The sequence below is a fragment of the Bacillus sp. J14TS2 genome, from assembly GCF_018333015.1.
GTDB lineage: Bacteria > Bacillota > Bacilli > Bacillales > Bacillaceae_C > Lederbergia.
Genome location: NZ_BORE01000007.1, coordinates 284072 through 297152 on the forward strand (window position 1 = coordinate 284072; position 13081 = coordinate 297152).

The following is a 13081-nucleotide window of genomic DNA, read 5'->3' on the forward strand; positions in this document are numbered from 1 at the left end:
CTTTCAGTACCTAAGCGGCATTATTTACCGGTTTTACCCTCTTTACGACGAACCATTTCGCCTTCATAACGAATTCCCTTGCCTTTATATGGCTCAGGTGGACGAACGGCACGAATATTTGAAGCTAAAGCACCAACATTTTCTTTATTGTAGCCTTTAATAATAATTTTAGTGTTGCTTGGAACTTCAATCTCAGTTCCCTCTTCAGGTTCGAACTCAACTGGATGTGAGTATCCTACATTCAAAACAAGCTTATTTCCTTGTTTTTGTGCACGGTAACCAACACCTACAAGTTCTAGACCTTTTTCAAAGCCTTTAGAAACACCATCAACCATGTTCGCTACTAGAGAACGGGTTGTTCCATGCATGGAGCGGTGTTGTTTAGACTCAGACGGACGAGTTACGTTAATAATACTGCCCTCGATATTAATACTAATATCTGAATTAAATGTATTTGTTAATTCACCTTTTGGCCCTTTCACAATCAGGGTGTCCCCATTTTGTTCAATTGTTACGCCAGAAGGAATTTCAATTGGTTTTTTCCCTATACGAGACATATTGCTGTCGCACCTCCGTTCTTCAGAAGATTATTACCATACATACGCAAGTACTTCTCCGCCTACTTGCTTAGCTCTTGCTTCTTTATCCGTTAACACGCCCTGAGAAGTAGAGACTATTGCAATACCAAGACCATTAAGTACTTTCGGTACTTCATTAGCTTTTGCATAAACCCGTAATCCGGGCTTGCTAATACGCTTTAGACCTGTAATTACTCGCTCATTATCTGGACCGTATTTTAGAAAAATACGAATAATACCTTGCTTACTATCTTCGATGTATTCTACATCACGAACAAATCCTTCTTGTTTAAGGATTTCAGCGACACCTTTTTTAATATTTGAAGCTGGAATTTCCAATTTCTCATGTCGTACCATATTCGCATTGCGGATACGTGTAAGCAAATCTGCAATTGGATCAGTCATAACCATTTAGAATTACCTCCTTCCCAGTATCGGTCTTACCAGCTGGCTTTTTTAACGCCAGGAATTTGACCTTTGTATGCTAGTTCACGGAAACAAATACGACAAAGTTTAAATTTACGAATGACAGAATGTGGACGACCACATCTTTCACAGCGTGTATACTCTTGAACTTTAAACTTTGGTGTACGTTTCTGTTTTACGACCATTGATTTCTTAGCCACGTTTTCGCCTCCCTTATTTAGCGATTACTTTTGGAATGGCATTCCAAATGCAGTCAATAATTCACGCGCTTCTTCATCGGTTTTCGCCGTAGTGACGATTACAATGTCCATACCGCGGACTTTGCTTACTTTATCATAATCAATTTCAGGGAAGATCAACTGTTCTCTAATACCAAGTGTGTAGTTTCCGCGACCGTCAAATGCTTTCTTGGAAATTCCACGGAAGTCACGTACACGTGGGAGAGATACTGAAATTAATTTATCAAAGAAATCATACATACGCTCTCCACGAAGTGTTACCTTAGCACCAATTGGCATTCCTTCACGTAGACGGAAGCCCGCAATAGAGTGTTTAGCCTTTGTCACAACTGGTTTTTGACCAGTGATGTAACCAAGCTCCTCTACAGCATTATCAAGTACTTTTGCATTTTGAACAGCATCCCCAACACCCATGTTGATGACGATTTTTTCAATCTTAGGAACTTCCATTACTGATTTATAATTAAACTTGCTCACTAGAGCTTGAGTAATATCTTTATCAAATTTTTCCTTTAGGCGGTTCATGTCGTGTACCTCCCTTCATCTGCTTACTTTATAATCTTTTTCTCAACATCTTTATCAAGGATGTCACCGGATTTCTTAGAAACACGGACATTTACTTGCTTTTCAACGCCATCCTTGCCTTTAATAGTCACACGTTTATAACCAATTCTTGTTGGTTCATTTGATTTTGGATCAATCACCATAACATTTGAAGCATGGATCGTAGCTTCACGAGAATCAATTCCACCTTGTGGGTTTTCTTGTGATGGCTTAGAGTGCTTTTTCACAATATTTACCCCTTCAACAAGCACGCGGCTTTTTTGAGGGTAAGCAGCAAGCACTGTACCAGTTTTCCCTTTGTCTTTACCTGAGATAACCATTACTTTATCGCCAGACTTAATTTGCATTGCATCGCACCTCCTTGAGTAACCGTATCATGGTTTTATTAAAGAACCTCTGGAGCCAGAGAGATGATTTTCATGAAATTTCTTTCGCGCAGTTCACGTGCAACGGGTCCGAAGATACGCGTTCCGCGAGGTGCTTTGTCATCACGAATAATGACACAGGCATTTTCATCAAACTTAATATAAGATCCATCAGGACGACGTGCGCCGCTTTTTGTACGAACAATAACAGCTTTTACTACTTCGCCTTTTTTGACAACGCCTCCTGGTGTTGCATTTTTGACTGTACATACAATCACATCACCAATATTAGCTGTTTTACGGCCTGACCCACCTAGGACCTTGATGGTAAGTACTTCACGTGCACCAGAATTGTCAGCAACTTTCAATCTAGATTCTTGTTGAATCATCTAGTTTACCTCCCTTCGGAAAGCATGTATCCGAATCATGTCATTAAATAATGATTGCTTTCTCAACAACCTCTTCTAAACGAAAACGTTTTGTAGCTGATAGTGGACGAGTTTCCATAATACGAACTACATCACCGATTTTCGCTTCGTTCTGTTCATCATGAGCTTTGAATTTCTTAGAATACTTAACGCGCTTGCCGTACAAAGAATGCTTTTTGTAAGTTTCAACCATAACAGTGATGGTTTTATCCATTTTGTCAGAAACCACACGTCCTGTATAAACTTTACGCTGATTGCGTTCACTCATTTTACGCTTACCTCCTCTCCGTTATCAATTGTTAACTTCAGCTTCTAATTCTCTTTCACGAACGATAGTTTTCAATCGAGCAATTGATTTGCGAACTTCGCGAAGGCGGGCAGTGTTTTCAAGTTGCCCAGTAGCTAGTTGGAAGCGAAGGTTAAATAATTCTTCCTTCAAGGATTTTACGTTTTGTTCAATTTCGGCAGTGGTTAGATCACGGATTTCTTTAGCCTTCATTTGGTTCACCACCAATTTCTTCTCGTTTTACAAATTTCGTTTTAATAGGTAGTTTATGTGCAGCTAGACGAAGAGCTTCTCTTGCTACCTCTTCAGGAACTCCAGCAATTTCAAACATAATCTTTCCAGGTTTTACAACCGCTACCCATCCTTCAGGTGCCCCTTTACCGGAACCCATCCGAACTTCTAGAGGTTTAGCTGTATATGGCTTGTGAGGGAAAATTTTAATCCACACGTTACCGCCACGTTTCATATAACGAGTCATCGCAATTCTCGCTGCTTCAATTTGGCGGCTTGTAATCCAAGATGCTTCTGTAGCTTGTAGACCGTAATCTCCAAATGAAACTTCCGTTCCACCTTTTGCACGGCCACGCATTCTACCGCGATGTTCACGACGATATTTAACACGTTTAGGCATTAACATGGTTATTTTCCTCCTTCCACAGATTTTTTCTTTTCTGGAAGGATCTCTCCACGATAAATCCATACTTTCACACCAAGTTTACCATAGGTAGTGTCTGCTTCAGCATGAGCATAATCAATATCAGCACGAAGTGTATGAAGTGGAACAGTTCCTTCGCTATAATGTTCAGCACGAGCTATATCAGCTCCACCAAGGCGGCCTGATACCATTGTTCTAATTCCATCTGCACCTGCACGCATCGTACGTTGGATAGCTTGCTTTTGCGCACGACGGAAAGATACGCGATTTTCCAATTGGCGTGCAATATTTTCTGCTACCAATTTCGCATCAAGGTCAGCCCTTTTAATTTCAATAATGTTAATATGAACTCTTTTGTTCGTAAGTTTATTTAGAGCTTTACGTAAAGCTTCAACTTCACTACCACCTTTACCAATAACCATTCCAGGCTTGGCAGTATGGACCGTGATGTTTACGCGGTTTGCAGCACGTTCAATTTCAACACGTGATACAGATGCATCAGCTAAACGCTTTGCAATGTATTCGCGAATTTTAATATCCTCATGCAATAACGTTGCATATTCTTTGTCGGCATACCACTTAGATTCCCAGTCACGAATGACACCGATACGCATACCGATTGGATTAACTTTTTGACCCACGTATTACCCCTCCTTCTTTTCAGATAGCACAATTGTAATATGGCTTGTGCGTTTGTTAATTTGACTTGCACGACCTTGCGCGCGTGGACGAAATCTTTTCATTGTTGGTCCTTCATCAACATAAACCTGAGAAACCAATAGATTATTAATGTCCATATCATAGTTGTGCTCTGCATTTGCGATCGCAGAATTCAACAGCTTTTCAACGATTGGGGAGGCAGCTCTCGGAGTTAGTTTCAAAATAGAAACTGCATCGCCCACTTGCTTTCCTCGAATAAGATCAACGACGAGACGTGCTTTACGAGGAGCAATTCGTACTGTTTTAGCAACGGCTTTAGCTTGCATCATGTTGCCCTCCTCTCATTAGCGTTTAGTTTTTCTATCGTCTCCGGCATGACCTCTGTAACTGCGGCTTGGCGCAAATTCACCAAGTTTATGGCCTACCATATCTTCACTAATATATACTGGTACATGTTTACGACCATCGTAGACTGCAATAGTGTGTCCAACAAAACTAGGGAAAACTGTTGAACGACGAGACCAAGTTTTTACAACCTGTTTCTTGTCACTTTCATTCAATTTTTCCACCTTTGCGAGCAAATGCTCATCTGCGAATGGGCCTTTTTTTAGGCTACGTCCCATACTAGAACCTCCCTTCGCGATTGTGCTACGGCCCTATCTTGGAACCGTAGATCAATCCCGTTATTTTTTACGACGACGCACAATAAATTTATCTGATTTATTGTTCTTCTTACGTGTTTTATAACCAAGTGTTGGTTTACCCCAAGGTGTAACTGGTGATTTACGGCCAATTGGTGTACGTCCTTCCCCACCACCGTGTGGATGATCATTCGGGTTCATAACAGATCCGCGAACGTGTGGACGCTTGCCTTGCCAACGAGAGCGACCGGCTTTTCCTACATTCACAAGCTCATGTTGTTCGTTACCAACTTGACCAATGGAAGCACGACATGTCGCAAGGATCATACGAACTTCACCAGAATTCAAACGAACTAAAACGTATTTCGTTCCTTCTTTACCGAGTACTTGAGCAGAAGTTCCTGCAGAACGAACCAATTGTCCGCCTCCGCCTGGCTTCAATTCAATATTGTGTACAACGGTACCCACTGGAATGTTAGCTAATGGAAGAGTATTTCCGACCTTAATATCTGCGTCTGGACCAGACATTACATCCATACCAACTTTGAGATTTTTCGGGGCAAGTATATAGCGCTTCTCCCCATCATGATAATGAATTAGTGCAATGTTCGCGGAACGGTTTGGATCATATTCAATTGTAGCAACGCGTCCTGGTATACCATCTTTGATTCGTTTAAAATCAATCACACGATATTGACGCTTATGTCCACCACCACGATGACGAACTGTCATTCTACCTTGGTTGTTACGGCCGCCTTTTCTGTTAAGAGGCTCAAGTAAGCTTTTCTCCGGTTTGTTTGTTGTAATTTCAGAGAAATCCAAACTTGTCATATTACGACGTCCGTTTGTGGTAGGTTTGTATTTCTTGATCGCCATTTTGTTCCCTCCTCTTTTTATAATTTATGCCAATTTACACTTCGAAAAATTCAATTTCATTGCTGTCTTCAGTTAGCGTAACAACAGCTTTGCGGCGCTTGTTTGTATAACCAACAAAACGACCCATGCGCTTGAATTTTCCTTTATAGTTAAGGACATTTACTTTTTCAACTTTCACTTCAAAAATTTGCTCTACAGCCGTTTTGATCAGTGTTTTATTCGCCTTAACGTCTACTTCAAAAGTGTACTTTTTAACAGCCGTTTGTTCCATAGAACGTTCTGTAATGATGGGGCGCTTAATAACATCACGTACATCCATTACCCAAGCACCTCCTCTACTTTTTCAACTGCAGCTTTCGTTAAGATCAATGTCTGATGATTGCTGACATCTAAAACATTTAGGTTAGATGCATCAATGATGGTTACTCCAGGTATATTTCTCCCTGACAACTCAACATTCTCATTCACAGTATCTGTCACTACTAAAGCTTTTTTACCAACAGGAAGATTTGCTAATACTTTAACAAATTCCTTTGTTTTTGGTGTATCAAAGTTAAGTGATTCTAGTACAAGAAGACTTTCCTCACTAACCTTTGTGGATAATGCCGATTTAATCGCTAAACGGCGTACTTTCTTCGGAAGTTTGTAGCTGTAGCTACGTGGAACAGGACCAAATACAGTACCACCGCCACGCCATTGTGGAGAACGGATGGAACCTTGACGAGCACGACCAGTTCCTTTTTGGCGCCACGGCTTCGCACCGCCGCCACGTACTTCTGAACGATTTTTTACTTTTGCAGTTCCTTGTCTTAAGGAAGCTCTTTGCATAACAATTGCTTCAAACAAGACATCCTTGTTTGGTTCAATTCCAAAAACAGATTCATTAAGGTCAATATCACCAACCTTAGAGCCTGCTTGACTGTATAATGCTACTTTCGGCATTCTTATTTCCTCCTTTCTATGAATGTATTACTTCACTTTTATTCCTGTTTTAACTTCCAATAATGCCTTCTTAGGTCCAGGTACGTTCCCTTTTACTAAGATAAGATTACGCTCAGCGTCAACCTTTACTATTGGCAAGTTTTGAATGGTAATTTTTTCGCCACCCATGCGACCAGGTAACGCCTTTTGCTTAAATACACGCGCAGGGTCAACAGCTCCCATTGAACCAGGTCTTCTATGATAACGAGAACCGTGAGACATTGGTCCACGAGATTGACCATGACGTTTAATAGCGCCTTGGAATCCTTTCCCTTTAGAAATTCCTGAAACATCTACTAAATCGCCTTCTGCGAAAATATCTACTTTGACTTCTTGACCAACTTCATACTCATTTATGTTTACTCCGTTAAATTCACGGACGAAGCGCTTAGGTGCAGTGTTTGCTTTCGCAACATGTCCCTTTTCTGGTTTATTTGAAAGAATATCACGTTTTTCGTCAAAACCAAGTTGCACAGCTTCATATCCATCTGTTTCAATCGTCTTCTTTTGAAGCACTACGTTTGGGGCAGCTTCAATGACTGTAACAGGGATCAATTCACCATTTTCAGCAAAAACCTGTGTCATACCAATTTTTCTACCCAAGATTCCTTTGGTCATAAGTCACACCTCCTGATTTTCATTTAAATATATTTATTATAATTTGATTTCAATGTCAACGCCTGACGGCAAGTCTAGTCTCATTAGAGAATCTACTGTTTGTGGAGTAGGATTATTAATATCGATTAGACGTTTATGCGTACGCATTTCGAATTGTTCACGAGAATCCTTATATTTGTGCACCGCACGAAGAACTGTGTAAATAGTTTTCTCAGTTGGCAATGGAATCGGCCCTGAGACACTTGCTCCTGAACGTTTTGCAGTTTCAACAATTTTTTCAGCTGATTGATCCAAAATTCTATGATCATAAGCCTTCAATCTGATACGAATCTTTTGTTTTGCCATTACTTTCCCTCCTTTTCGTCTATTTTTGAAATAGACTTACTCCGTGAAAATTTCCCACACACTCGCCATGGCAAAGCGGCCGGGTGTGTCAGCAACCTTCCACATCAACGCAGTCAAAGACCAACATTATTCATTATACAGAAATTCAAACCCAGATGCAATAGCAATCTATATAATTTCAACAATGAATTACCTAAATGATTATACAAAGTTTTTTACTAAGAAACAAGCTCGTAAATATTGGAAGAAGGAACAAAAGCGCAAGCGCCCGTTTAGGGACGTACAAACTTTTTAAGCTTCTGACGAGATAAAGGATACACGGCGAAGTATGAGCCGATGTTGACTTATCGTAGGAAGAAGCTGAAAGTTTGCTAGTCGCTGGGCGCTGGAGCTGGATGCCGACTGCGACATAAGCAGTTATCCACAAGCTACATTTTATAATTTCCTAAACTAGAAACAAAAGCGCGGAGCGATCACTATAGGCTGGGTTATTCGCAGACTCGCATCCTGCGAGCCTCTCGAGGCTAGGCGATCGGGCTGATTCTTCAATCGAACCGCAAACTACTACTCATATCTAGACAAAAAAAGAGCAAACAGAGGATATCTGTTTGCTCCATATTTCAATTACTTTTGAATACTACTTACAACACCAGAACCAACAGTACGTCCACCTTCACGAATAGAGAAACGAGTTCCGTCTTCAATCGCGATTGGAGAGATCAATTCTACTGTCATTTCGATGTTATCGCCAGGCATAACCATTTCAGTACCTTCTGGAAGATTAACGATTCCAGTTACATCAGTAGTACGGAAATAGAATTGTGGACGATAGTTTGTGAAGAATGGAGTATGACGTCCACCTTCTTCTTTAGAAAGCACATAAACTTCAGCTTTGAAGTTAGTATGTGGAGTGATAGATCCAGGTTTAGCCAATACTTGACCACGTTGGATATCTTCACGAGCAACACCACGAAGTAGTGCACCAATGTTATCTCCAGCTTCAGCATAGTCTAGAAGCTTACGGAACATTTCAACACCTGTTACAGTTGTTTTAGCCGCTTCTTCTGCAAGACCAATAATTTCGATCTCATCACCGACTTTAACTTGACCACGTTCAACACGGCCAGTTGCAACTGTTCCACGTCCTGTAATTGAGAAAACATCCTCAACAGGCATCATGAATGGCTTGTCAGTGTCACGTTCTGGAGTTGGAATATATTCGTCAACAGCAGCCATCAATTCATCAATTTTTTCTTCCCATTCTGCTTCGCCTTCAAGAGCTTTAAGAGCAGAACCTTTGATTACAGGAATGTCATCTCCAGGGAAGTCATATTCAGATAGAAGGTCACGAATTTCCATTTCTACTAGTTCAAGTAGTTCTTCGTCATCTACCATATCGCATTTGTTCATAAATACAACGATGTAAGGAACACCTACGTTACGTGATAAAAGAATATGCTCACGAGTTTGTGGCATTGGGCCATCAGCAGCTGAAACAACTAGGATTGCGCCGTCCATTTGGGCAGCACCAGTGATCATGTTTTTAACATAGTCAGCGTGTCCTGGGCAGTCAACGTGTGCATAGTGACGAGAATCAGTTTCATATTCAACGTGTGAAGTAGAGATTGTAATTCCACGCTCGCGCTCTTCTGGAGCGTTATCGATCATATCATAACCTCTTGCTTCTGCGCCACCACGCTTTGCCATAACAGTTGTGATAGCAGCTGTAAGAGTAGTTTTACCGTGGTCAACGTGACCAATAGTACCAATATTAGCATGTGATTTGGAACGATCAAATTTTTCCTTAGCCATTAGGAAATCCTCCTTTTAATTAAAAAATAGTAAGTATTAGAGACGCCTTAAAATAAAGGAATCATTTTTTAGCGACTCAATGCATATCTATTAGTAGTTATACTTGATTGTACGAATAAAATCAATTATTCGCCGTTATTTTTTTTCGTAATTTCTTCAGCAATGGACTTTGGCACTTCTTCATAGTGATCAAAGAACATTGTGTAGACTCCGCGGCCTTGTGTATTAGAACGTAGGGATGTTGCGTAACCGAACATCTCTGAAAGTGGAACAAAGGCTTTTACTACCTGTGCATTTCCACGTGCATCCATTCCTTCAACACGGCCACGACGAGAAGTTATATCCCCCATAATATCACCTAGATACTCCTCAGGAATAACAACTTCTACTTTCATAAGTGGTTCAAGCAATACTGGATCACATTTCTTTGCTGCATTTCTTAAAGCCATAGAAGCAGCAATTCTAAAGGCCATTTCATTGGAGTCAACATCATGATAAGATCCATCATAAAGCTTTGCCTTAATATCAATTAAAGGATATCCGGCAATGACACCATTATCCATTGAATCTTCAAGACCCGCTTGAACTGCTGGAATATATTCACGAGGAACAACCCCACCGACAATCGCGTTTTCAAATTCAAAGCCTTTTCCTTCTTCGTTTGGACTAAATTCAATCCATACATGACCAAATTGTCCACGTCCACCAGACTGACGAATGAACTTCCCTTCAACTTGTGCACTAGTACGGAATGTTTCACGGTAAGAAACCTGTGGAGCACCCACATTCGCCTCAACCTTAAATTCACGCTTCATACGGTCAACAAGAACATCTAGATGAAGCTCACCCATTCCTGAGATAACAACCTGACCTGTTTCAGGATTTGTCTCTGCACGGAATGTTGGATCTTCCTCCTGCAATTTAGCAAGAGCTGCACCCATTTTATCCTGGTCTGCCTTGGATTTAGGTTCAACCGCAACACTAATAACTGGTTCCGGGAATTCCATTGATTCAAGGATAACAAGTTCCTTTTCATCACATAATGTATCCCCCGTCGCCGTATCTTTCAAGCCAACAGCCGCAGCGATGTCTCCACTGTAAACAGTGTTGATTTCTTCACGGTGGTTAGCATGCATCAAAAGAATACGTCCAACCCGCTCACGTTTACCTTTTGTTGAGTTCTGGACATAAGATCCAGAGTTCAATTGTCCAGAATAAACACGGAAGAACGTTAGACGTCCAACATATGGATCCGTCATAACTTTAAACGCAAGTGCTGAGAATGGTTCACTGTCATCAGCATGACGAGCAATTTCTTCATCAGTATCTGGAATAATCCCTTTAATTGACTCAATATCTGTTGGTGCTGGTAAATAATCGATAACCGCATCCAGCATTTTTTGAACACCTTTGTTTTTAAAAGCTGTACCGCAAAGAACTGGGTAAAATTCTACCTTCAATGTTGCAACACGGATTGCTGCTTTTAATTCCTCAACGGAAATCTCTTCACCTTCAAGATATTTCATCATAAGATCTTCATCAAGTTCAGCTACAGCTTCAATTAAGCTTGTGCGCAATTCATCTGCTTTATCTTGAAGATCAGCAGGAATCTCTCCCTCGATTGGATCTTGTGGATCATCACTTTCATAAAACCAAGCTTTCATTTCAATAAGGTCGACCATACCTTTAAATGTGTCTTCCGCTCCAATTGGTAATTGAACCGGATGTGCATTAGCCTGCAAGCGATCACGGATCGTACTAACAGAATAAAGGAAATCAGCGCCGATCTTATCCATTTTATTAACGAAAACAATACGTGGCACTCCATATGTTGTTGCTTGGCGCCAAACTGTTTCAGTTTGTGGCTCAACACCAGATTGAGCATCAAGAACGGTAACCGCTCCATCAAGAACTCTCAGGGAACGTTCAACTTCAACGGTGAAGTCTACGTGTCCAGGAGTGTCAATGATGTTTACACGATGTCCTTTCCATTCTGCCGTTGTTGCAGCAGATGTAATCGTAATACCGCGCTCTTGCTCTTGCTCCATCCAGTCCATTTGTGAAGCACCTTCGTGTGTTTCACCAATTTTATGAATGCGCCCTGTATAGAAAAGAATACGTTCTGTAGTAGTTGTTTTACCGGCGTCAATATGGGCCATAATGCCGATATTACGTGTCTTTTCTAAGGAGAAGTCTCTTGGCATTTCGTATTTCTCCTTCCTAGGATGATTAGTTTTACTATTATATATAATAGTTGGTTTATCTTACCAGCGGTAGTGAGCAAATGCTTTATTTGCTTCTGCCATTTTATGAGTCTCTTCACGTTTTTTCACAGAAGCGCCAGTATTATTAGCAGCATCCATAATTTCGTTAGCTAAACGCTCTTCCATCGTTTTTTCTCCGCGAAGACGAGCATAGTTAACTAACCAACGTAATCCAAGAGTTGAACGACGTTCTGGACGGACTTCAACTGGTACTTGATAGTTAGCACCACCTACACGGCGAGCTCTAACTTCTAAAACTGGCATAATATTTTTCAAGGCTTGATCAAATACTTCCATTGGATCTTTGCCTGCACGTTCTTGAATAAGGTCAAAAGCAGAGTAAAGAATACTTTGCGCCTTTCCCTTCTTCCCATCAACCATTAGCTTGTTCACCAAACGAGTTACAAGCTTAGAGTTATGGAGTGGATCTGGCAATACATCTCTTTTAGCTACAGGTCCTTTACGTGGCATGTTCTTTCCTCCTTTCAATTAAATACATTCATTTCTCTTTTATTACTTTTTAGCTTTTGGTTTTTTTGTTCCATATTTTGAACGGCTTTGAGCACGGTTTTCAACACCGGCAGTATCTAAAGCGCCGCGAACGATATGGTAACGAACACCCGGTAAATCCTTTACACGACCTCCACGGATTAGAACAACACTATGTTCTTGTAGGTTATGGCCGATTCCTGGAATATAAGCTGTTACCTCGATTCCATTTGTAAGACGCACACGAGCATATTTACGTAGTGCCGAGTTTGGCTTTTTCGGTGTCATTGTTCCTACACGTGTACATACACCACGCTTTTGTGGTGAAGACAAATCCGTATTAATCTTTTTAAAACTATTATAGCCTTTATTAAGAGCTGGTGAGTCAGAAGTCGTAACTTTTGACTTTCTACGTTTACGTACTAATTGATTAATTGTAGGCATTGATGTTTCCTCCTTTCATAGTTTGTTAAGCCCACACATCCAGGTGGTTCTTTTTAAAGCAAAAAAACAAGTTTTTGCAGTTTATACCCTGCAAAAACAGCTTAAATTAAGATCGCAGCAGCTGTTGCTCCAACATCTATACCGCACGCCTTACCAAGTTCTCTCATAGAGTCAACCATAGTAATAGGTACGTTCACTTCTTCAGCAACCTGAATAATTGGATGTATAATTCGCGGTTCTGCATCCGATGCGAGTAAAACCTCAAGGACATGCCCTGATTTAAGGGCTCTTACTGTCTGTTTTGTACCAATGATTACATTCTCAGCCTGTAACACTTTTTTATAAGGCAATTGTCATAACCCCCAAAGTAACAGGTTAATGTAAGTTCACCTTGAATATAGTATCATTTG

General features: G+C 40.7%; 22 protein-coding genes. All 22 read right to left on the bottom strand.

Going from position 1 to position 13081, the window contains the following annotated elements; all coding sequences use genetic code 11:
- Positions 1-20: 20 nt before the first annotated feature.
- The 22 genes from rplF to KI375_RS13195 all read right to left on the bottom strand — a co-directional run bounded on the left by rplF (position 21) and on the right by KI375_RS13195 (position 13021).
- Positions 21-557, bottom strand: coding sequence for a 50S ribosomal protein L6 (gene rplF, locus KI375_RS13090; RefSeq protein WP_207451742.1), 537 nt, complete (start codon positions 555-557; stop codon positions 21-23).
- Positions 558-590: 33 nt separating this feature from the next.
- Positions 591-989, bottom strand: a complete 399-nt coding sequence (gene rpsH / locus KI375_RS13095; protein WP_207451743.1) for a 30S ribosomal protein S8 — start codon at positions 987-989, stop codon at positions 591-593.
- Positions 990-1018: 29 nt separating this feature from the next.
- The gene (gene rpsN / locus KI375_RS13100; RefSeq protein ID WP_212973924.1) at positions 1019-1204 is read right to left on the bottom strand and encodes a 30S ribosomal protein S14; all 186 of its coding nucleotides are present in this window, start codon (positions 1202-1204) and stop codon (positions 1019-1021) included.
- A gap of 24 nt (positions 1205-1228) precedes the next feature.
- Positions 1229-1768, bottom strand: coding sequence for a 50S ribosomal protein L5 (rplE, locus tag KI375_RS13105; protein ID WP_212973925.1), 540 nt, complete (start codon positions 1766-1768; stop codon positions 1229-1231).
- A 23-nt stretch (positions 1769-1791) separates the two neighbouring features.
- Positions 1792-2154 carry a 50S ribosomal protein L24 gene (gene rplX, locus KI375_RS13110; RefSeq protein ID WP_212973926.1) on the bottom strand — a complete coding sequence of 121 codons (363 nt, stop codon included), beginning with the start codon at positions 2152-2154 and terminating at the stop codon, positions 1792-1794.
- 38 nt (positions 2155-2192) lie between these two features.
- A complete protein-coding gene (rplN, locus tag KI375_RS13115) occupies positions 2193-2561 on the bottom strand; it encodes a 50S ribosomal protein L14 (protein ID WP_207451747.1) in 369 nt (122 codons plus the stop codon).
- Positions 2562-2604: 43 nt separating this feature from the next.
- Positions 2605-2868, bottom strand: coding sequence for a 30S ribosomal protein S17 (rpsQ, locus tag KI375_RS13120; RefSeq protein ID WP_207451748.1), 264 nt, complete (start codon positions 2866-2868; stop codon positions 2605-2607).
- A gap of 24 nt (positions 2869-2892) precedes the next feature.
- Positions 2893-3099 carry a 50S ribosomal protein L29 gene (gene rpmC, locus KI375_RS13125; protein ID WP_207451749.1) on the bottom strand — a complete coding sequence of 69 codons (207 nt, stop codon included), beginning with the start codon at positions 3097-3099 and terminating at the stop codon, positions 2893-2895.
- Entirely contained in the window at positions 3089-3523 is a 435-nt protein-coding gene (gene rplP, locus KI375_RS13130) for a 50S ribosomal protein L16 (protein ID WP_212973927.1), read from the bottom strand. Before rplP ends, rpmC begins: the two co-directional genes overlap by 11 nt.
- 2 nt (positions 3524-3525) lie before the next feature.
- The gene (gene rpsC / locus KI375_RS13135; protein WP_212973928.1) at positions 3526-4182 is read right to left on the bottom strand and encodes a 30S ribosomal protein S3; all 657 of its coding nucleotides are present in this window, start codon (positions 4180-4182) and stop codon (positions 3526-3528) included.
- Between the two features lie 3 nt (positions 4183-4185).
- Positions 4186-4527 carry a 50S ribosomal protein L22 gene (gene rplV, locus KI375_RS13140; protein WP_207451769.1) on the bottom strand — a complete coding sequence of 114 codons (342 nt, stop codon included), beginning with the start codon at positions 4525-4527 and terminating at the stop codon, positions 4186-4188.
- Positions 4528-4545: 18 nt separating this feature from the next.
- Positions 4546-4824, bottom strand: coding sequence for a 30S ribosomal protein S19 (gene rpsS / locus KI375_RS13145; RefSeq protein ID WP_207451752.1), 279 nt, complete (start codon positions 4822-4824; stop codon positions 4546-4548).
- A 60-nt stretch (positions 4825-4884) separates the two neighbouring features.
- Positions 4885-5718, bottom strand: a complete 834-nt coding sequence (gene rplB / locus KI375_RS13150) for a 50S ribosomal protein L2 (protein ID WP_212973929.1) — start codon at positions 5716-5718, stop codon at positions 4885-4887.
- Positions 5719-5752: 34 nt separating this feature from the next.
- Entirely contained in the window at positions 5753-6037 is a 285-nt protein-coding gene (gene rplW / locus KI375_RS13155; RefSeq protein ID WP_207451754.1) for a 50S ribosomal protein L23, read from the bottom strand.
- Positions 6037-6660, bottom strand: coding sequence for a 50S ribosomal protein L4 (rplD, locus tag KI375_RS13160; RefSeq protein ID WP_207451755.1), 624 nt, complete (start codon positions 6658-6660; stop codon positions 6037-6039). The genes rplW and rplD overlap by 1 nt, the downstream gene beginning before the upstream one ends.
- A gap of 27 nt (positions 6661-6687) precedes the next feature.
- Positions 6688-7317 carry a 50S ribosomal protein L3 gene (rplC, locus tag KI375_RS13165; protein ID WP_212973930.1) on the bottom strand — a complete coding sequence of 210 codons (630 nt, stop codon included), beginning with the start codon at positions 7315-7317 and terminating at the stop codon, positions 6688-6690.
- 36 nt (positions 7318-7353) lie between these two features.
- Positions 7354-7662, bottom strand: a complete 309-nt coding sequence (gene rpsJ / locus KI375_RS13170) for a 30S ribosomal protein S10 (protein WP_207451757.1) — start codon at positions 7660-7662, stop codon at positions 7354-7356.
- Positions 7663-8286: 624 nt separating this feature from the next.
- Entirely contained in the window at positions 8287-9474 is a 1188-nt protein-coding gene (tuf, locus tag KI375_RS13175) for an elongation factor Tu (RefSeq protein WP_207453537.1), read from the bottom strand.
- 125 nt (positions 9475-9599) lie between these two features.
- Positions 9600-11678: an elongation factor G gene (fusA, locus tag KI375_RS13180; RefSeq protein ID WP_212973931.1), complete on the bottom strand. Its 2079-nt coding sequence runs from the start codon at positions 11676-11678 to the stop codon at positions 9600-9602.
- 60 nt (positions 11679-11738) lie between these two features.
- Positions 11739-12209, bottom strand: coding sequence for a 30S ribosomal protein S7 (gene rpsG / locus KI375_RS13185; protein ID WP_207453533.1), 471 nt, complete (start codon positions 12207-12209; stop codon positions 11739-11741).
- A gap of 42 nt (positions 12210-12251) precedes the next feature.
- Positions 12252-12671, bottom strand: coding sequence for a 30S ribosomal protein S12 (rpsL, locus tag KI375_RS13190; protein ID WP_057985527.1), 420 nt, complete (start codon positions 12669-12671; stop codon positions 12252-12254).
- 101 nt (positions 12672-12772) lie between these two features.
- On the bottom strand, positions 12773-13021 hold the full coding sequence (locus KI375_RS13195) for a 50S ribosomal protein L7ae-like protein (RefSeq protein ID WP_207453526.1): 249 nt from the start codon (positions 13019-13021) through the stop codon (positions 12773-12775).
- Positions 13022-13081: the final 60 nt, after the last annotated feature.

Coding starts and splice junctions, on each gene's coding strand:
- rplB (WP_212973929.1), bottom strand. CDS start 5,718: ATGGCGATCAAGAAATACAAACCTACCACAAACGGACGTCGTAATATG.
- rplE (WP_212973925.1), bottom strand. CDS start 1,768: ATGAACCGCCTAAAGGAAAAATTTGATAAAGATATTACTCAAGCTCTA.
- rpsJ (WP_207451757.1), bottom strand. CDS start 7,662: ATGGCAAAACAAAAGATTCGTATCAGATTGAAGGCTTATGATCATAGA.
- rplV (WP_207451769.1), bottom strand. CDS start 4,527: ATGCAAGCTAAAGCCGTTGCTAAAACAGTACGAATTGCTCCTCGTAAA.
- rplW (WP_207451754.1), bottom strand. CDS start 6,037: ATGGATGTACGTGATGTTATTAAGCGCCCCATCATTACAGAACGTTCT.
- rplX (WP_212973926.1), bottom strand. CDS start 2,154: ATGCAAATTAAGTCTGGCGATAAAGTAATGGTTATCTCAGGTAAAGAC.
- tuf (WP_207453537.1), bottom strand. CDS start 9,474: ATGGCTAAGGAAAAATTTGATCGTTCCAAATCACATGCTAATATTGGT.
- rpsS (WP_207451752.1), bottom strand. CDS start 4,824: ATGGGACGTAGCCTAAAAAAAGGCCCATTCGCAGATGAGCATTTGCTC.
- rpsQ (WP_207451748.1), bottom strand. CDS start 2,868: ATGAGTGAACGCAATCAGCGTAAAGTTTATACAGGACGTGTGGTTTCT.
- rpsH (WP_207451743.1), bottom strand. CDS start 989: ATGGTTATGACTGATCCAATTGCAGATTTGCTTACACGTATCCGCAAT.
- rpsL (WP_057985527.1), bottom strand. CDS start 12,671: ATGCCTACAATTAATCAATTAGTACGTAAACGTAGAAAGTCAAAAGTT.
- rplD (WP_207451755.1), bottom strand. CDS start 6,660: ATGCCGAAAGTAGCATTATACAGTCAAGCAGGCTCTAAGGTTGGTGAT.
- fusA (WP_212973931.1), bottom strand. CDS start 11,678: ATGCCAAGAGACTTCTCCTTAGAAAAGACACGTAATATCGGCATTATG.
- rplC (WP_212973930.1), bottom strand. CDS start 7,317: ATGACCAAAGGAATCTTGGGTAGAAAAATTGGTATGACACAGGTTTTT.
- rplP (WP_212973927.1), bottom strand. CDS start 3,523: ATGTTAATGCCTAAACGTGTTAAATATCGTCGTGAACATCGCGGTAGA.
- rplN (WP_207451747.1), bottom strand. CDS start 2,561: ATGATTCAACAAGAATCTAGATTGAAAGTTGCTGACAATTCTGGTGCA.
- rpmC (WP_207451749.1), bottom strand. CDS start 3,099: ATGAAGGCTAAAGAAATCCGTGATCTAACCACTGCCGAAATTGAACAA.
- rplF (WP_207451742.1), bottom strand. CDS start 557: ATGTCTCGTATAGGGAAAAAACCAATTGAAATTCCTTCTGGCGTAACA.
- rpsG (WP_207453533.1), bottom strand. CDS start 12,209: ATGCCACGTAAAGGACCTGTAGCTAAAAGAGATGTATTGCCAGATCCA.